General features: G+C 55.5%; 13 protein-coding genes. 1 reads left to right on the top strand and 12 read right to left on the bottom strand.

The window, feature by feature from the left end; genetic code table 11:
• Window positions 1-325 precede the first annotated feature (325 nt).
• The gene (locus tag VGJ94_11570; GenBank protein ID HEY3277252.1) at window positions 326-658 is read right to left on the bottom strand and encodes a transposase; all 333 of its coding nucleotides are present in this window, start codon (window positions 656-658) and stop codon (window positions 326-328) included.
• 316 nt (window positions 659-974) lie between these two features.
• The gene (locus tag VGJ94_11565; GenBank protein ID HEY3277251.1) at window positions 975-1,484 is read right to left on the bottom strand and encodes a pyridoxamine 5'-phosphate oxidase family protein; all 510 of its coding nucleotides are present in this window, start codon (window positions 1,482-1,484) and stop codon (window positions 975-977) included.
• A gap of 241 nt (window positions 1,485-1,725) precedes the next feature.
• On the opposite strand from VGJ94_11565, the gene VGJ94_11560 reads away from it, so the two are divergent.
• Window positions 1,726-2,244: a lipocalin family protein gene (locus VGJ94_11560; GenBank protein HEY3277250.1), complete on the top strand. Its 519-nt coding sequence runs from the start codon at window positions 1,726-1,728 to the stop codon at window positions 2,242-2,244.
• Between the two features lie 96 nt (window positions 2,245-2,340).
• Here the strand turns inward: VGJ94_11560 and VGJ94_11555 are convergent, their stop codons facing one another.
• The 10 genes from VGJ94_11555 to VGJ94_11510 all read right to left on the bottom strand — a co-directional run bounded on the left by VGJ94_11555 (window position 2,341) and on the right by VGJ94_11510 (window position 16,704).
• Window positions 2,341-3,288 carry a DUF523 and DUF1722 domain-containing protein gene (locus VGJ94_11555; GenBank protein HEY3277249.1) on the bottom strand — a complete coding sequence of 316 codons (948 nt, stop codon included), beginning with the start codon at window positions 3,286-3,288 and terminating at the stop codon, window positions 2,341-2,343.
• Window positions 3,289-3,298: 10 nt separating this feature from the next.
• A complete protein-coding gene (locus VGJ94_11550) occupies window positions 3,299-4,765 on the bottom strand; it encodes an NAD(P)/FAD-dependent oxidoreductase (protein HEY3277248.1) in 1,467 nt (488 codons plus the stop codon).
• Window positions 4,740-7,370: an FAD-dependent oxidoreductase gene (locus tag VGJ94_11545; GenBank protein ID HEY3277247.1), complete on the bottom strand. Its 2,631-nt coding sequence runs from the start codon at window positions 7,368-7,370 to the stop codon at window positions 4,740-4,742. The genes VGJ94_11550 and VGJ94_11545 overlap by 26 nt, the downstream gene beginning before the upstream one ends.
• Window positions 7,371-7,734: 364 nt before the next feature.
• Window positions 7,735-9,195: a sigma-54 dependent transcriptional regulator gene (locus VGJ94_11540; protein HEY3277246.1), complete on the bottom strand. Its 1,461-nt coding sequence runs from the start codon at window positions 9,193-9,195 to the stop codon at window positions 7,735-7,737.
• Between the two features lie 163 nt (window positions 9,196-9,358).
• Window positions 9,359-10,423 carry a chemotaxis response regulator protein-glutamate methylesterase gene (locus tag VGJ94_11535; GenBank protein ID HEY3277245.1) on the bottom strand — a complete coding sequence of 355 codons (1,065 nt, stop codon included), beginning with the start codon at window positions 10,421-10,423 and terminating at the stop codon, window positions 9,359-9,361.
• Window positions 10,392-10,928 (bottom strand): chemotaxis protein CheD, encoded by a 537-nt coding sequence (locus tag VGJ94_11530; GenBank protein ID HEY3277244.1) that lies wholly within the window; start codon window positions 10,926-10,928, stop codon window positions 10,392-10,394. The genes VGJ94_11535 and VGJ94_11530 overlap by 32 nt, the downstream gene beginning before the upstream one ends.
• Window positions 10,925-11,755: a protein-glutamate O-methyltransferase gene (locus tag VGJ94_11525; protein HEY3277243.1), complete on the bottom strand. Its 831-nt coding sequence runs from the start codon at window positions 11,753-11,755 to the stop codon at window positions 10,925-10,927. The genes VGJ94_11530 and VGJ94_11525 overlap by 4 nt, the downstream gene beginning before the upstream one ends.
• Before the next feature lie 496 nt (window positions 11,756-12,251).
• The gene (locus VGJ94_11520; protein ID HEY3277242.1) at window positions 12,252-12,773 is read right to left on the bottom strand and encodes a chemotaxis protein CheW; all 522 of its coding nucleotides are present in this window, start codon (window positions 12,771-12,773) and stop codon (window positions 12,252-12,254) included.
• 85 nt (window positions 12,774-12,858) lie between these two features.
• Window positions 12,859-13,092 (bottom strand): hypothetical protein, encoded by a 234-nt coding sequence (locus VGJ94_11515; GenBank protein HEY3277241.1) that lies wholly within the window; start codon window positions 13,090-13,092, stop codon window positions 12,859-12,861.
• A 39-nt stretch (window positions 13,093-13,131) separates the two neighbouring features.
• A complete protein-coding gene (locus VGJ94_11510) occupies window positions 13,132-16,704 on the bottom strand; it encodes a PAS domain S-box protein (protein HEY3277240.1) in 3,573 nt (1,190 codons plus the stop codon).
• Window positions 16,705-16,773: the final 69 nt, after the last annotated feature.

Genomic DNA, 16,773 nt, shown 5'->3' with positions numbered 1-16,773 from the left:
AGTGTAATACCACAAAACGATAGGTTTCTTGCCATCCTTTTCCTCTCTGCGCCCGCGTCTTCGTTCGCTCGGTTTCGACCGGTTCATGCCGATCTCACCAGTCACCCATCAGGATCAAGGTTCTTTAAGAGAACCCCTGTCGTAAGAGACCCAGAAAATCGTCGGTTCCCTGCCGTGTCCAGTAGGATCAAATCTCGTGGTTATAAGCCACCCCTTAAGAAGGCTCGCGGCAAGGGCAGATACGGCATCGGATGGCGGGGAAGGAGCCTAATCAAATCTCCTGGTTATGAGCCAACCCCATACAATAGTTTCCTTCCCCTATCTCTCACCCGAAAAGCTTTTTCTCATCGAAGACCGCCTGGTCCCGTAATACGTAATATGATGCCCGCGCGAGCTTATGGCTTACCGCCTTGATTGCGACATTGTTATTTGTCGTGGCGGCCTTTTTCGTATAGTACCGTGTGATGGCAGGATAGGACCTCTTCGCAAAATTGGCCGCCTCTACATAGGCCCAGGAGAGATACTTATTCCCATTCTTCCTGTTTCCCTCTCCCGTCTTCTTTTCATTGGATCGTCGTATGCTCTCGACGCACCTGCGATAGGAGGCGTAATGACCGACCTCGGAGAATCGGTCGATGTGGCCCACCTCCAGCATGATGGTGAGGGCAAGGGAACACCTGCAGGGACGCTCTTAAAAACTTAAATAAAAATTTCGCAATCGTCGAAAGAGAGTTATTTCTCAGTGATCACGAAATAACTAGCCCGGCAGATCCACGGATTCAACTATATAATTATGTCCCTCTGGTCCACTGCAAGAGAGCTTCTCCGCGTTTTCTATCTCTTACCATTTATAAAGAGGAATCATACTTCTTGCGTAATCAACTTTTTCGCGGGATCGTCCGGCCGTGGAAGTATGTACAGACCGCAATGCGAGTTAAAGCTGATCAGATACAGATTGCGATTGAAGTCCCGATTTATTGGCAGTCCCACACTGAGAGGGTCTGAAAACTACCCACATGGATGCACCGGATGATCTCTACCGCGATAAGGGCAGTCGTGGGGGCATTCAGAAATCCCTCGAGGTCGGGATGTTTCCTCATGAGTATCCCTGCAAATTCCTCCCATGTCTTACCTTTCCTGATTCGCTTTGCGGCTCCCAGAATGGTCATTGCTTCCGTCTCCAGCACCCTGTTCTTGCCTTTGGAGCGGTTGTCGATGAGGATGGCGACTTGGGCTGAATGTAAAATATTGCTATATTTGCGCGTACCCTTTGGGGTTGCGAAAATAACCCTTTTCAGGTCCGGCGAGAGGGCATAGGAGATAAGTGACGTGTAGGGTTGACCCCCGTCGTCGGTAGCGAGGACCCCGAAATACTCCTTTGCATCGAACGCCTTGAGCCGCTCCGGTATTGCTGCGGTCCCCTTACTGGTAGTGACGGGTATCTGTTCTTTTCTCGCCCTCATATCTTTGGCGGTTCCTTTCATATTGCCTATTATAAAGCCTGTATCTGCTCTATGAAGGCTTTGATGTTACACTTCGATTTGCACCCATTATAACTCATGTAACGGATTTTTCAATACCCACTTCTCTCTTTCCATGTCCTATCGTGTATCCTCAAGAGTTGTGAGGGCAAGAGGCCTTATCTGACGAGGATCAAACGCGACGGAAGTGGACAACGCTAATGATTGTATTATATTTTCCTTAGCTTTTAAGGACAAAACAGAAATGAAAAAATTGTTTATTTTCCTGGCGGCTTTATTATTCCCGGGGTGCGTTGGAATACCCGCGAATGTAAGACCGGTTGATAATTTCAACTTGGAAAGATATCTTGGAAAGTGGTACGAGATTGCGCGACTGGACCACTCTTTCGAGAGAGGTTTAACTCGGGTAACTGCAGATTACAGCCTTCGGAACGATGGCGGGGTGAGAGTGATAAATCGCGGGTATTCCGTAAAACAAAACAAGTGGAAGGAGGCAGAAGGCAAGGCCTATTTTGTCGGAGGACCAGATCAAGGTTACCTGAAGGTTTCTTTCTTTGGCCCCTTTTACGGCGCATATGTCGTATTTGAACTTGACCATGAAAACTATCAGTATTCACTTGTATGCGGCCCCGACAAATCATACTTATGGCTTCTGGCCAGAAGTCCGCAAATAAAGGAAAGCATAAAGGAGGCGGTCATCGCAAAAGCAACCGCATTGGGCTTTGACACCGGCAAACTGATATATGTCAATCAGGACCAATAGCGTCGCGATTATCTGCAGCGTCTTCCGCGCGATCCTCCCGGCAAAGAAGAAGTAGCATTCGTTCAAGTTATAAGGATGCCCGAAGCCTTGTGGCAGCTACGCATGGTTTCTTAACATGAGCTCGACAGGGTAGGGATTGAAGTAGTACTGCCGTTTTAAGTAGAGCTCCCCGTATTTGCGGGCGTAGTGGTTCATGAGAGTGATCGGCACGATGAGGGGGACATACCCATCGTGATAGGCCCCGATGATCTCAAGCAGTTCCGCCTTTTCATCGGAAGTAAGCTGCTTCTTGAAATAGCCCATTCCATGGAGGAGCACATTGGTATTCTTTCGGGGGGTAGCCTCGAGGCGGAGCGATTCCATAAGAAGATTGACGTACGACATCCGGAGTTCCTCGGGCTCGTACTCGCCTGCCCCGGCGACCAGTCGCCCCAGCATGCCGTAGTGCTTGGGGCTGTGGGCCAGGATGAGGAGCTTCATGTCTGTATGAAAATCGATCAGGTCTTTGATCTTTCCACCTTTCTTACGCAAGTCCTGCCAGCGCGCGTACACAAATACCGCATCGATGAACGTTTCCCTCAGGGATGGATCGTGGAGCCTGCCATCGTCCGTGACGGGGATCAGGGGATTCCGCCGGGTAAATGCGGCGGCAAAGATACCTGCCCCACTGTGGCTCGGCATCCCTGAGTCCGTATACACCTTTACCCCCTTCAGGCCGGAGCTGGGGGACCGACTTTTGAAGATGAAGCCGCAAAGTTCTTCGCCCTCCAATTCACCCAACTTCCGCTCTGCCCAACCGAGCATACCATTGGTATGATCTACACGGGTACGGACCGTAACGAGGCGGGGTGAGACCGGATCTCCCACAAGGCGCAGGGCCTCCCTTGGGATAGGAAGGCCGTATTCGACTTCCGGACAGACGGGAACGTAATCGAAGTACTGACCGAGCGTTTCCGTAATGTACCTGTCAAGCTTGTGGCCCCCGTCATAGCGGACCTTCTCTCCCAAAAGACACGTGCTGATCCCTATCTTGATTTTTTCCATGACTATCCCCTTAATGAGGCCGGCCGGGACTGAAGCCAAGGACATCACCGAGCGCCCTTATTGCGGCGAGGTAGCCGCACATCCCGTGGACACCGGCGCCCGGAGGCATCGAGGCCGAACAGATGTAGATGCCTTCGGCCGGCGTTGAATAGGCCCTCCATCTCCCGAAGGGCCGCACAAAAAGCTGCCAAAAATCCTGCACGCCCCCGACTATTTCTCCCCCGATATAGTTCGGATTATACTCCTCCATATCGGCCGGCGACATGATGTGCTTCGCTATAATCATATCATGAAAACCCGGGGCGAATCGTTCTATCTGGGCCTCAATCCGTTCCGTCATATCGACCTTGCACCCATTGGGAACGTGACAGTACGCCCAGGCGGTATGCGTGCCGGCAGGCGCCCGGCCCGGATCGAAGAGACTGGGCTGCGTCAGAAGGACGAATGGTTTCCCGGCAGGCACTCCTCGCCAGACATCCTGCTCTGCCTGCGCGATCTCCTTCGGGCCGCCTCCCACGTGAAGCGTGCCTGCCCGCGCGCAATTCGGGTCCCTCCATGGTATGGGTCCCTTGAGGGCCCAGTCCACCTTGAAGACCCCGGGCCCATGGCGCTGCGACTTCAGACGGTCGCGATAGCCGACAGGGAAACGCTCCCCGGCGATGCCGGCAAGGCGCTCAGGGGCAATGTCGAACAGTAGAGCGCCTGCCTTTGGCAGATCATCGAGAGATGAAACGGGCATCCCGGTTCTGATTACGCCGCCAAGAGAGGTGAAGCAGGAAGCGAGAGCATCTGCGATAGCCCTTGAGCCTCCCTTCGCGATCGGCCACCCGACTGCATGGCCCAATATGCCGAGCATAAGCCCGAAGGCGGCGCTCGACAGATGTTGCAAGGGCAGAACCGAATGAGCCGCGTTCCCCGCAAAGAGGGCTCGGGCCCTCACGCCCTTAAACCATCTTTCGCCGAGGGCCGTTGCAGACCGCACGGCGCGGGGCGCAAAATGCATGAGTGAGAGGGGATGGCGCGGAGGACCAAGCGGTCTTAACAGATCGGCCACAAGTTCGTCCCACTTTCCGACCATGGGGCCAAAGAGTTGGCGATAGGGGCCGGCATCAGGGCCGAGGCCTTCCGCCGTCTTGTCCAATGAACGCTCCAATAATACGGCGTGATCGTCATCCAGCGGGTGGGCGAGGGGGATGGGCGGCTGAATCCACTCGAGGCCACGAGAGGAAAGATCCAGGAAACGGAAGAACGGGGAGGCGAGCGCCAGAGGATGTATTGCCGCGCAGACGTCGTGGTGGAACCCGGGAAGGGTGAGCTCCTGAGTGCGCGTCCCGCCGCCGATGGTCTCTTTGGCTTCGATAAGCAATACGGACCGCCCTGCCTGCGCGATGGTCACCGCCGCGGCGAGACCATTGGGCCCGGAGCCGACCACAACGGCATCGTATTCACGGTCAGACTGAACGGACCTGCGCTTCACGGACACCTCCCACTAAAGCTCCGAGCCACCGCACAGGCTCGTGCGCCAACGTCCTGACCTGGGCGTTGTACCAGACGTTCCCGAACTGCCGCCATTGTCTCGAGTGATCCACGCAAATGGTCTCGGAAGCGATCGAGGCCGGTACTCCAAGATAGGCGGCCAGTGACGCGAGCACGTGGGCCCATATCCTCGCCTGGATTTTCGACCCGACAAGGTGAAACGCAATTTCATAGATCGGGTCACTGGCGCGCGCCAGGCCCATTATTTGCACTATGGTCTTCCCCTCCGCCTCGAAGGCGCTGAACGACACAAACCCGGATTCCGGATGTCCCTTCGGGCAGCAGAACGTGAACGACCTGTCGTCGGCATAGAGCACCATTACTCCCGTGGAAAGCGGTCCTCCCGGCGTAGATGAGTGAAGGAGGACGATCTCGCCTGCCACGATACCCGCCGGGGACGGAAAAAAATGGTTGTATGACGGCTGGAAGCCGGGAAAGTTGTGCTTGAGGCATGCGATAGCGTACTCAGGGGTGATCTCGGGATCGCTCACATGGAGCCAATAGGTTTTTTGCCACAATTGGCCGAAACCATTGACCGGACCCACAGGGCGGCGACCATTTACGTTGAGGTTCCGCGCCTTTTTCAGCGCTAAGGGAACGATCAGCGAGTCCGTGGGTTTTGCCCAGTAGTGCGTGTCCACCGTGATGCCCGCGTGAAACGGCTCCTCAGGCGGAGTTCCCTGGAAATCAACACCGAGGGCCGAAAGGGCACCGAACTCGCTTGGAAAGACCTCGATGGCCTGATCCAGTTCCGTCACCTCGAGGACATCCTTAAGGCCTTCTGCCAACCCGAACGCGACCAGGCGCTGCCCCTTCCGCCTGGCACGGGCAATGACCTTCACGAGCATGCCGGCCCCCAACCCGTTCATTCGCCGGACCTGAGACCAGTCCAGCGCGATCGATTCGGGCCCCTTCGAATCCTTGCCCAGGGACGCGAGTAAGGATTCTTCCCCATGATCCAATAGCTCAACCGGCAAAGATACGACCCATACCTTGCCATCCGCAACAGTTTTGATACCGATAACAGGATGGGACGTCGCCGGTTTCCCGTCCGACGGCATGGGAGGCGTCTCGGCCAATCGGTCCCTCGCAAGATTCAACCGGTTGGCATACCCGGGCAGCAGCCGGAGGACCGTCCTTACAAAGACGTTGCCCGCCATCCTGTCAAGGTAGGCCAGTTGACTCGCCCGGCCCACAAGGGCTTGAGCATAAGTCGGGTACGCATGGGTCACGTTATGCAGCTTGTGTAAGGGTCGATGCATGGCCTTAATCACCTGTGCCTCGTGGATGACCTCGCTCGCGGCTTCACCGAGGATGTGGGCGCCCACGAGCCGTCCCCGGCCATCGCAAAGGAACTTGGCCATTCCTACCTCTTCCCCGTCTACCAGGGCGCGGCGCATATTCGTGTAGTCGAACCTGTATACCTGTAGCTCATGTCCGTATTTTGCGTGGGCTTCCTCTTCCGTAAGGCCAAGGTATGCCAGCGGAGGGTCCGTGAATATGACATACACGTTGTTGTGGTAATCGACGCGCCGCTTAATAGGAAGCATCGCATTCGTCGCGGCGATCATACCATGGTACTCCGCCGTGGACGCCAGTTGAAAGGGACCGACAATGTCGCCGCAGCCATATATGTTCGGAGCGGAAGTCCGGAGCTTGTCATCCGCGATGATCCCTCTGGCGGTATATTTCACCCCCGCCTTCTCAAGAGACAATCCCTCCAGGTCGGGTTTTCTTCCGATCGCCACGAGCACCCGGTCTGCCAGGACCTTTCCTGGTTGCCCCCTTTCGTCCTCGTACATGAGCGCCACGCCGTCCTCTTCCCTTGAAAGACTCTTCGCTTTCGCGCCGGTAATCAGGTTGATCCCGTCAGCTCGCAACGCGCGCAGCAGATGGGTCGTTATCTCCCTGTCTGCCGTGGGTATAAGACGGGTCGCCATTTCCACTACGGTAGTCGTTACACCGAGCCGTCCGAAGGCCGACGCGTACTCGATCCCATCGACACCGCCGCCGAGGATCACGAGCGAGCCGGGCAGGGAGTCAAGCTCATAGAGGGTCTCGTTCGTCAGATAATCGATGCCCGCGAGACCGTCGATGGGAGGAACCAGGGGACGGGTGCCAACGGCGATAATGAACTTTTCTGCAGAAAGGACCCGTCCGTCCACTTCGATGTGATGGTTGTCGGCAAACGCTGCCGTCCCCGAGAGCATATGGATGCCTATCCGCTCAAACGTATCCGGGAGGTCTTTCTCGTACGCCTTCTGAACGACGGACCGGATTCGTGCCATGACTCCTTCGGTGTCGATACCACCCGGGCACTTCACCCGAAGTCCGAGGCGATCGAGAGAGGCCGTTTCCCGGCTCAAGTGGCTCAAGCGGATGAGGGCTTTGCTGGGTATGCACGTGAAGTTGGTGCAGTTACCGCCGGTCCTTCGCTTCTCGACCACCGCCACATGCTTCCCGAGGCTGTTTGCCGTCACCGCAGAAACGAAGCCGCCGATACCGGCGCCGATAACGATCAGATCGTAGTCATGCCACGTCCCCATAGATCACCGTAATCAATTAATTAATTATTTGCACTCATCCGGGATTTTGCAAACCGATTCTCAGCGGCATTGGTAGCTGCGGTCGAATCGCACCTGCCACTGTTTCGGGTTGTCCCGATTGAGTAGCAGGTTTAAGGAGTGAGACGCGTCCTATCTCGGGAGAAGAGGGTATACGGACTATACCCCACGCTTTTACGCTGAGAGCCTTTTGCGGCTACCGCATTAAGAAGATGCATACGCAGGAGGGCTGGAGCGGACCATGGCGGCGCATATGGGCCGCCTGCCAAATTGCGGTGGCCCCACGACTTACACGACTTTATGTCTTTGATTTACGCTTTTGAGAGTACGCTTTTGACGGATTGAGCTAGTCGAGGCCGAGCCTCTTCATCTTCTCGATCAGGGTGGTCCTGTTCATGCTCAGCATCTGGGCTGCCCTGCTTTTTACGCCTTTGGTCTCGTTGAGGGCCTGGAGGATGAGGGTCTTCTCGAACTCGGAGACCAGGGAGTCATATCCCTTCTCTATTGCGAGCTGCGGGGGGACTTCCTTCTTGCATGAGTAGAACTTCTCAGGGAGATCGTCGATATCGATATAGCCGGTTTTCTTCAGGACTACCAGCCTCTCCACCAGGTTTTGAAGCTCTCTCACGTTTCCTGGATAACCGTACTCCATGAGGACGCTCATCGCTTCTTCGCTGAATCCTTCTATTGACGCGTTATTGATCTGGTTGGACCGCTCGAGGAAATAGCTGAAGAGGAGCGGGACATCCTGCATTCGTTCTCTGAGCGGCGGAATATGGATGGGAACCACATTGAGCCGGTAATAAAGGTCTTCCCTGAACTTCCCCTCCGCCACGAGATCTTCAAGCTTTCGGTTTGTCGCCGCGATGATCCTCAGGTCGACTTTGATGCTCTTCGAGCCGCCGATCCTTTCGAAGGTCTTCTCCTGGAGCACCCGGAGGAGCTTGACCTGGAGGTTAAAGCTCATGTCGCCGATCTCGTCGAGAAAAATGGAGCCGCCGTTGGCCAGCTCGAAGCGTCCGAACCTCGTGCTCACGGCCCCGGTGAATGCGCCTTTTTCATAACCGAAAAGCTCGCTCTCGAGAAGGCTTTCGGGGATGGCCCCGCAATTGACCACTACCAGGGGATTATCTTTCTTGGATGAATTGTAATGAATTGCCCGGGCAACGAGCTCTTTGCCCACGCCGCTTTCGCCGGTCACCAGTACCGTGGCGTTCGTATCCGCGACTTTCTCTATGAGCTCGAAAACCTTCTGGATGGGGAAGCTGATGCCTATGATGTTCTCGAACCTGTATTTATCCTTGAGGCAGTTTCGGAGCATCGTATTTTCCCGGATAAGCTTGCTTTCCGAAAACTTTCTCAGGAGGTTCGCCTTCAGGGTGAGGCCTTTCGGGATATTCTCGCTCTTCATCAGCCTGTAATAGTACATGGCGGAATCGACGGAGGCGAGGACCTCCTCGAATTTAAAGGGCTTGAGGAGATAATCGAAGGCGCCGCACCTCATGGCGGTGATCGCGGTCTCGAGGCTTCCGTATCCCGTGATGACGATGCCGAGGGTATCGAGGAATTCCTTCTGCACGAAATTTATGAGTTGAAGGCCGTCTATCCGGGGCATCATCAGGTCCGTGATGAGGACCTGGTAATGATTGTTTTTGAGGGCGGGCAGGGCCTTTCTGCTTTCAAGGAAGGGGTCTACCGTGTAGCCATTGGCAACGAGGAATTCGGTGAGCATGTTGAGGATGCTCTCCTCATCCTCAACGATTATTATCTTGCCCTTTGCCGCGCTTTCAGTCGCGCTGTCACTCATAAGAAGTCATACCTTGCGCCATTGGATTTCAGTTCATCCATTATACACTTTTTCATACCTTTTGCCGACCAAAAAGAAGGCTCCCTTCCGAAGGAGGGACCCAGGGAGACAATAAAGGTGAAGGTGCGACGGACGCGGTGCGCCCCGGCGCTATCCCTTCCCTTCAGCAGCAGAGCTTTACCACTTCCCTCGCTATGGCCTCCAGGGGAAGGGTGCGGTCGACGCCGCCAAATTTTATCGCTTCCTTCGGCATACCGAAGACCACACATGAGTCTTCGTCCTGGGCGATATTGAAGGAGCCTGCATCCTTCAGCTCGCGCATACCCCTTGCGCCGTCGTCACCCATACCCGTCATGATGACGCCCACCGCATTTTTCCCCGCATAGCGGGCGGCCGAGCGGAAAAGTACGTCAACGGAGGGCCTGTGGCGGCATACGAGGGGGCCTTCTCTGACCTCCACGTAATAGCGTGCCCCGCTCCTTTTGAGAAGGGTATGCCGGTTGCCCGGTGCGATGAGCGCCCGCCCTCTTACCACCGTATCGTCGTTTTCCGCTTCCTTTACCGTGATGCGGCAACTGCTGTCGAGCCTGCGTGCGAAGGCGGCGGTAAAGGTTTCGGGCATATGCTGGACGATGACCATCCCGGGCGCATCGAGAGGCAGGGCTTCGAGAAAGGACTTGAGGGCCTCGGTGCCTCCCGTGGAAGCGCCCACCACTACAACCTTGTCCGTAGTCTGGATCATGGCCTTTGAAGAAGGCTTTTCTATCACCGCATCCGCCGTAAGCTTGGGCGCGACGTGGAGCGTCCTGGGTGCGACCTTCTTCACATGGGCAAGGCGCGCGGCCTTTACCGCATCGCAGATGAAGACCTTCGACTCCTCGAGAAACTGCTTGACCCCAAGCCTCGGTTTCTCTATGATGTCCGCCGCCCCGTATTCAAGAGCTTTAAGAGCGGTTTCGGAGCGGGAGCCGGTGAGGCTCGAGCAGATGACCACGGGGATAGGGTGCTGACTCATAAGTTTCTGGAGAAAAGTTATGCCGTCCATACGGGGCATCTCGATGTCGAGGGTTATCACGTCCGGCACTTCTTCCCTGATCCTCTCCGCTGCGATAAAGGGGTCCCGGGCGGTGGCCATTACTTCGATGGCAGGATCGGATGAGAGGACTTCCTCAAGCGCCTGCCGGACTACCGCCGAATCATCTACTATAAGGACTTTGATCTTCTTCATTGAATACTCCGTTTAACTCCGTTTTTCTGATGCGTTTCAGGAGGATATGCCCTGTATGGGTATCGAAGAGTATCTTTCTGCCCGCTTCACCTCGTACGTCCTCGGCCAAAAGCATCAGTTTTTCCTTTTTTATCGTCTCGAGGGCTACACGTACATTCTGGGCGCCCACCGTGGCCGGCGCCCCGTCTCCGCTTATAGAAGTAAGGACGTCGGAGCCGCCGAAGAGCTTTACCTCGATCTCGTTCCGTTTGATGCCCCTTGTCGTAAACCAATCCACCATGTACAGGATCGAGAGGTCCGCATAGCGGAAGGCAGCCGGACCGGAGGCAGCCTCTCCTTTCGGCAGCATGGCATGGCACATGACCCCTATCCTGAAGCGCGGGTGGTACATGGTGACCGATATGCAGGACCCCAATACGGTCGAGACAATGGTGGGTTCGGTTGCCACGACAAGCTCTCCCGGCTTCAGATAAATTTTGGACAGGGGATTGGGGGCAACCCTCATATTTTCTTATATACTGTGGGAGCCACGGACACAAGAGGTACATCCATGCCGAAAAGGGTCTCCGAATGGCCCATAAAGATAAAGCCCCCGGGTGAGAGAATGCGGCAGAATTGGGTAAGCAGTTTTTCCTGAGTCGGTTTATCGAAATAGATAATGACGTTTCTGCAAAAAATTATATCGACCTGCTCTCTAAAGCCAAAATTGTTGTCCATGAAGTTGAGCCTCCGGAACCTGACGAGAGAACGGAGCTCCGGCGCCACGCGGTACTCCTGCTTCGATTTGTCCCTGCTTCTCAGCAGGTACTTCCTTTTCATCTCATACGGAATAGGAGCGACCCGCTCCTCATTGTAGACCGCGTCCTCCGCTTTCTTCAAGACGCTCGTCGAGATATCGGTGGCGAGAATGAGGAAGGCGAAGCCGGATCCTTCAAGGCGCTCTGCGAAATCCTTGAGCACCATGGCGAGGGTATAAGGCTCCTCACCGCTCGAGCACCCTGCGCTCCACACGGTAAGCCTCTTTCGAGTGCCCGATCCCCTGGTACTCATAAGTGACGGCAAAACCGATTCGACGAGGATATGAAAATGGTTCGGCTCCCGGAAAAAATCGGTCTTATTCGTGCTCACTTCGTTGATCATGAATGAGAGCTCTTCCTCCATGCCCCGGGGGCTGAAGAGGTAGTCACAATAGCGGGAGAAAGAGTTCAATCCCAGCTTTCTCAACCTTTTCTGCAGCCGGGCCTCAAGCATCGGCTTCTTGGCATCCGTAACCTTGATGCCGCACTCCCCATGGATAAACCTGGCCAGACGGGAAAAATCCCGAGAAGTCATCACGACTGTGCCCGGAGGGGCGGTTCGAGCTCGTTCCATGGTCATTTAAAGGGACTGTGTCCTGCTATTATAGGGACTCACTCGCACTATAATAGGGGCTCACGTCGCCCCCTCAGCCGGCAAAAGCCGACTGAGCCTCCCCCTCGCGCTCGCGGTGCGAGCTACACGCGCGGGATAGATTCTCCTCTCGTTCGTTCTGCGCCACACGTAAATGTTACCGCGTATCGCATGCTCACTTTTAACTGGTGTCGCCCCCTCAGCCGGCAAAAGCCGACTGAGCCTCCCCCGCTTAAAGCGCCCACTGTTGGTCGCGGTCGCGGTGCGAGCTACACGCGCGGGGAAATTTCTCCTTTGTAGTTCATTCTCGATCACGCATAAATGTTCTTGCGTGTCGCAGGCTTTACAGCTATTGAAAAGTGACACACGCATTACGCGTACACGCTTCACACGCCCCAACGCATCATACGCTTCACACACATGAACGCATCACTCGCTTCTACTGGTTCACCGCTTCGCTTCGCTCCTCGGCGGTTTTTTCTCCTATAGCGTCGGTCATCAGCAGCTCCTCTTCGGAGAAAAGGCGGTCGATGTCGAGGATGATGATGAACCGGTCGTCACGCTTACCCATGCCTTTGATAAAATCCGTCTTGAGTCCCGTGCCTATTTTCGGGGCGGGCTCTATCTGGCCTGGCTCCAGCTCGAACACTTCCTGTACGGAATCGACGAGGGCCCCGAGAACGGTCGTCTCCTCGCCGATAGTGACTTCCACCACTATGATGCAGGTGTGGACGGTCTTTTCCCCCACGGCGAGATTGAATTTCACGCGCATATCCATTACCGGCACCACGCTGCCCCTCAGGTTTATCACTCCCCTCATAAATTCGGGTGTCTGGGGCACCTTGGTGACGCTGGTAAACTCGAGGATCTCCCTCACATTCGCCACATCGAGGGCAAAGGATTCATCACCCAGGTTGAAGGTGAGGTACTGTCTCGTTTCGATGATACCCGGTACGCTCATAAGTTGCCTCCTTAAAGCCTTAATCACTCCTAGTTATATGGTCGTCAGCGGAGCGGTTTTCTTAAACCGCCATGGTGACTCTATGTCAGAATCTCTCAAATTCATCATCCAGAGGGTCTTTCCACTGGCTCAGGTTGAGGAGGGCGACGCCTTTCGGATTCGCGCCGCCGGCTTTGTGGGGGCCGGCAATGGATGACTGGACCGGAGATTTGGTACGGGCCGGGAGGACGCGACGGTCTCCTGGAGCTGTTCCGCCTGACTGGCGAGCTCTTCGGAGGTCGAGGACCTGCTCCATTCCCGATGCGTTCTGCTGGATCACCTGGTCGAACAAAAGGAGGGGCGAGGGGGGGGGCGTGGCCTACCTGTCCAGTATCTCCCGTATCTTGTCCGCCAGCTCTTCGAAGGAATAAGGCTTTTGTATCGCGTCTATGCCCTGTTCGAGGATAAAATTTGTATGGATGCCGTTTAAGCTATACCCGGTCATAAAGAGGGCGCGGAGGGCGGGTTTGATCTTCTTCATCGCCTCATACGTTTCCCGACCGCCTATTCTCGGCATTACCACGTCTATGAGGGCGAGATCGATCTGACCATGCCGTTCCCGGAAGATATCGATCGCCTCCTCGCCGTTTGCCGCGGTGATGACCCGATACCCTAAGCTTTCCAGGACTTCCGCGGCAATATTGCGGAGAGGGTCCTCGTCTTCGACCACGAGCACGGTCTCGCCCCCTCCTTTCCCCACGGCCCGCGACAAGGGCTCTTCCTGTCTTACCCCTTCCGTGGCGGAGGGGAGATAGATTTTGAAAGTGGTCCCCTTGCCGGGCTCGCTATATACGTTGATAAATCCGTTGTGCTGCTTCACGATGCCGTATACCACCGAGAGGCCGAGCCCGGTGCCCACGCCTTTTTTCGTAAAGAAAGGCTCGAATATCCTTCCCAGGGTCTCCTGGTCCATGCCTGTACCCGTGTCCGTAATGGAGAGGACCACGTATTCCCCCGGCCTGCTCTCCGGATGAAACCGGCAATAATCGGAGTTTAAGGTCCGGGAGCCGGTCTCGATGACGATCTCTCCTCCTTCGGCCATGGAATCACGGGCATTGATTACGAGATTGAGCAGTATCTGATCTATCTGACCCACATCCACCTTCACGGAAGGCAGCGACGGGCCGGTAATAACCCGCATATCGATATTCTCCCCTATCACCCTGCCCACCATGCCGGTAAAACGGGCAAGGGTTTCGTTGAGGTCGACCACCTTCAGCTCGAGAAGCTGCTGCCGGCTGAAGGCGAGGAGTTGTTTGACGAAATCGGCCGCCCGGAACACCGCGTTCTCAATGGAAGAACAGTAATGAGCGACCTTGTGTTCCGCGGGGATATGGCCCTTGGCGAGCTGGGCGTTTCCGAGGATGATGTTGAGCACGTTATTGAAGTCATGGGCAATGCCTCCCGCAAGCCTTCCCACGGTTTCGAGTCTTTGGGACTCCCGAAGCTGGCGTTCCAGGATCTTTTCCTTGCTTATATCGAGGGCAGTGCCTACTATTGCGGGGCGGCCTTTGTAGGTGGAGACGGCGCCCAGAACCTTGAGGGTCTTCATCTCTCCGCCATCGAGGACTATTCTGAATTCGTATTCCGCGGACTCCATCTCTCCCGTGAGTCTCTTTTGAAGCTGGGAACTTACGATCTCCCTGTCCTCGGGGTGGACCTTGTAGAAGGGGTCCGCCTTGTCGACCACCTCCTCCCACGCCACATTGTGCATTTCGGAGAACTTATGGTTCACGAACTTGAAAACGCCGTCCTGTATCACATAAATACCCACAAGAGAGGTTTCTATGATATTTCGATACTCCTCTTCCTTTTCTCTGAGGGCAATATGAGCGTGCACGACTTCGGTCATATCCTCACAGGTAGTAAAGACATCGCCCGTCTCCAACTCCAGGGTCTGAAAATTGATCATCTTCACGCTCCCGTCCCTGCACGTGACGGAGAGGGTCTCCGGGGGCATTTCGCCTGATTCGATGACCTTCATCCAAAGGCCGGCCGCTTTTTTACGGTAGCCATCATCAGGGAACGCGTTTTGCGCCCAGGCGGATGAATCGGGGATATCGACGAGACTGTAGCCGAAGAGCTGGGTGAATCGGGGATTGACGTACTGAAAACGGCCGTCCTTGCCTGCGATCACCATTCCGAAAGGGGCCCTTTCAATGAGCAGCTCGAATTTCCTGCGCTCCGTCAGGAGGGCCTCTTCCGCCCTCGTCCGCTCGGTGATATCCCTCAGGTATGCGAGGGACGCAGGCAAGCCGCCATAAGTGATGCCCACTGCCGAGGCTTCAATGTCGATGAGCTCGCCATCTTTTCTCAGGCCTTTGAATGCGTAGCGCGAAGGCGCTGCCTCTCCATTCTGTCTTTGTCGGTTGAGCGTGCCGACCCGGTCCCTGTCTTGCGAAGAGATAACCATGGAAGAAGGTTTGCCGATAATCTCCTCGTACCCCTCATACCCATAGATCTCAAGGTATCTGCGGTTCACGTAGACATGGAGGTCGCCCTGCAGGATGGCGACGGCGTCTCCTGAATTTTCGATAGCCACCCTGTAACGTTCTTCCGATTCACTGAGCCGTGACCTGGCCTGTTTCCTTTCCGTAACGTCCGAAATCGTGATTATCCCGGCGGAAATCCCGTCGAGCACCATGGCGCCTACGGACGCTTCCGCCCATTTTTCTCCCTCCTCTCCGTCAAGAAGACGTATCTCCATGCCTTCATGGGGCGTGGGACCCCCGGAAAGCTGCTGATTCCACGCGTCCCTCAGGGCCTGTTGATAATCGGGATATGCGATCTCCCAAAATTTAAGGGAGGCCATCGTCGTCGAAGAGATCCCCGTGATGCGCTGTGCCGCCGGGTTTGCATAGACGAGGAGAAGGTCCCGGAATATCAGTATGCCCGATGAGGTGGTCTCCGCCAGGGTCCTGAACCTATATTCGCTCTCTTCAAGCAGCTCTTTCGATACGGTAGTGGATGCAAGGGTGGTCACCATGGTATTGAAGTTGCGGACAAGGTCCCCCACCTCGCCTGACACGGATGACTCCACCTTTACCGCGAAATTACCCTGGTTTACCTCTTCCGTCGCGGTCCTGAGCGCCACGATCGTCCGGGAGAAATAGAGACCCGACCAGCGCGCGATGACCAGTGCGATAAGAACCCCTATGGCCATAATTACCATGGCCATAGTCATAAAAGAGCGTAAAAGCCCGTTTATCGTGATTCTCAGGGCGGACTCCGTATCTTCCTGAATGTCGCGGACTGTCTCAATCGGGTGGATGAATTCGTTCACATAGGCCGATGCAACTACACTCAGGGCAGTCCCGTCCGCAGTTCTCCTGTCAAGAGGTATAGAGCACAGGTATTTTTGGGCCATTTCGCCGCCGGGCCCGGCCCGATCGTAATAACCTCCCAGGGGGAGATCCTTCCCGAAGGGCTTTAAGATCGACCATGCCAGGGGGAATTCCCCGGCAAGGGTGCGGAGGTCTTTATTCTCAATCGATCTGTCTTTATGGAAGCGGATGACGCCGGTCTCGGTTTCGACGAGGTACAGGTTTCCGGTACGGCCCACCGGCTGTGTGGCCATCTGCCGGAATTCCTCCTTCTTTTCAAGGTCTTTGAGGGTCAGCTGAGGATGGGCCTTGAGATGCATGTCGATCTGGAGAACGGCGTGGGCCGTTCTCTCCCGGATGGAGTCTTCCGCCATGGTGCGCAGGACTTTTTCGGTGCGCACCCATTCTTCCGTGTTGAGGCGGGCAAGAGTCCCGTTCATCTCACGATGAAACCGGGTCCCGCAGAACTGCGCCAGCACCGCAAAGATAATGATAGGTATGAGACCGGAGGCAAGGGTGATGAGCATGAGGCGGGTACTGAATTTCTGAACCTTAAACCGGGGCCACAATGTGCGTACTCCTCCAAGTCGTATCAAGCCATGTCTCATCCGTTCACGAAGGGTCACACGTGAAAACTT

The organism is Syntrophorhabdaceae bacterium, from assembly GCA_036504895.1.
GTDB lineage: Bacteria > Desulfobacterota > Syntrophorhabdia > Syntrophorhabdales > Syntrophorhabdaceae > PNOM01.
This window is presented reverse-complemented; position numbering and strand designations above follow the sequence as displayed.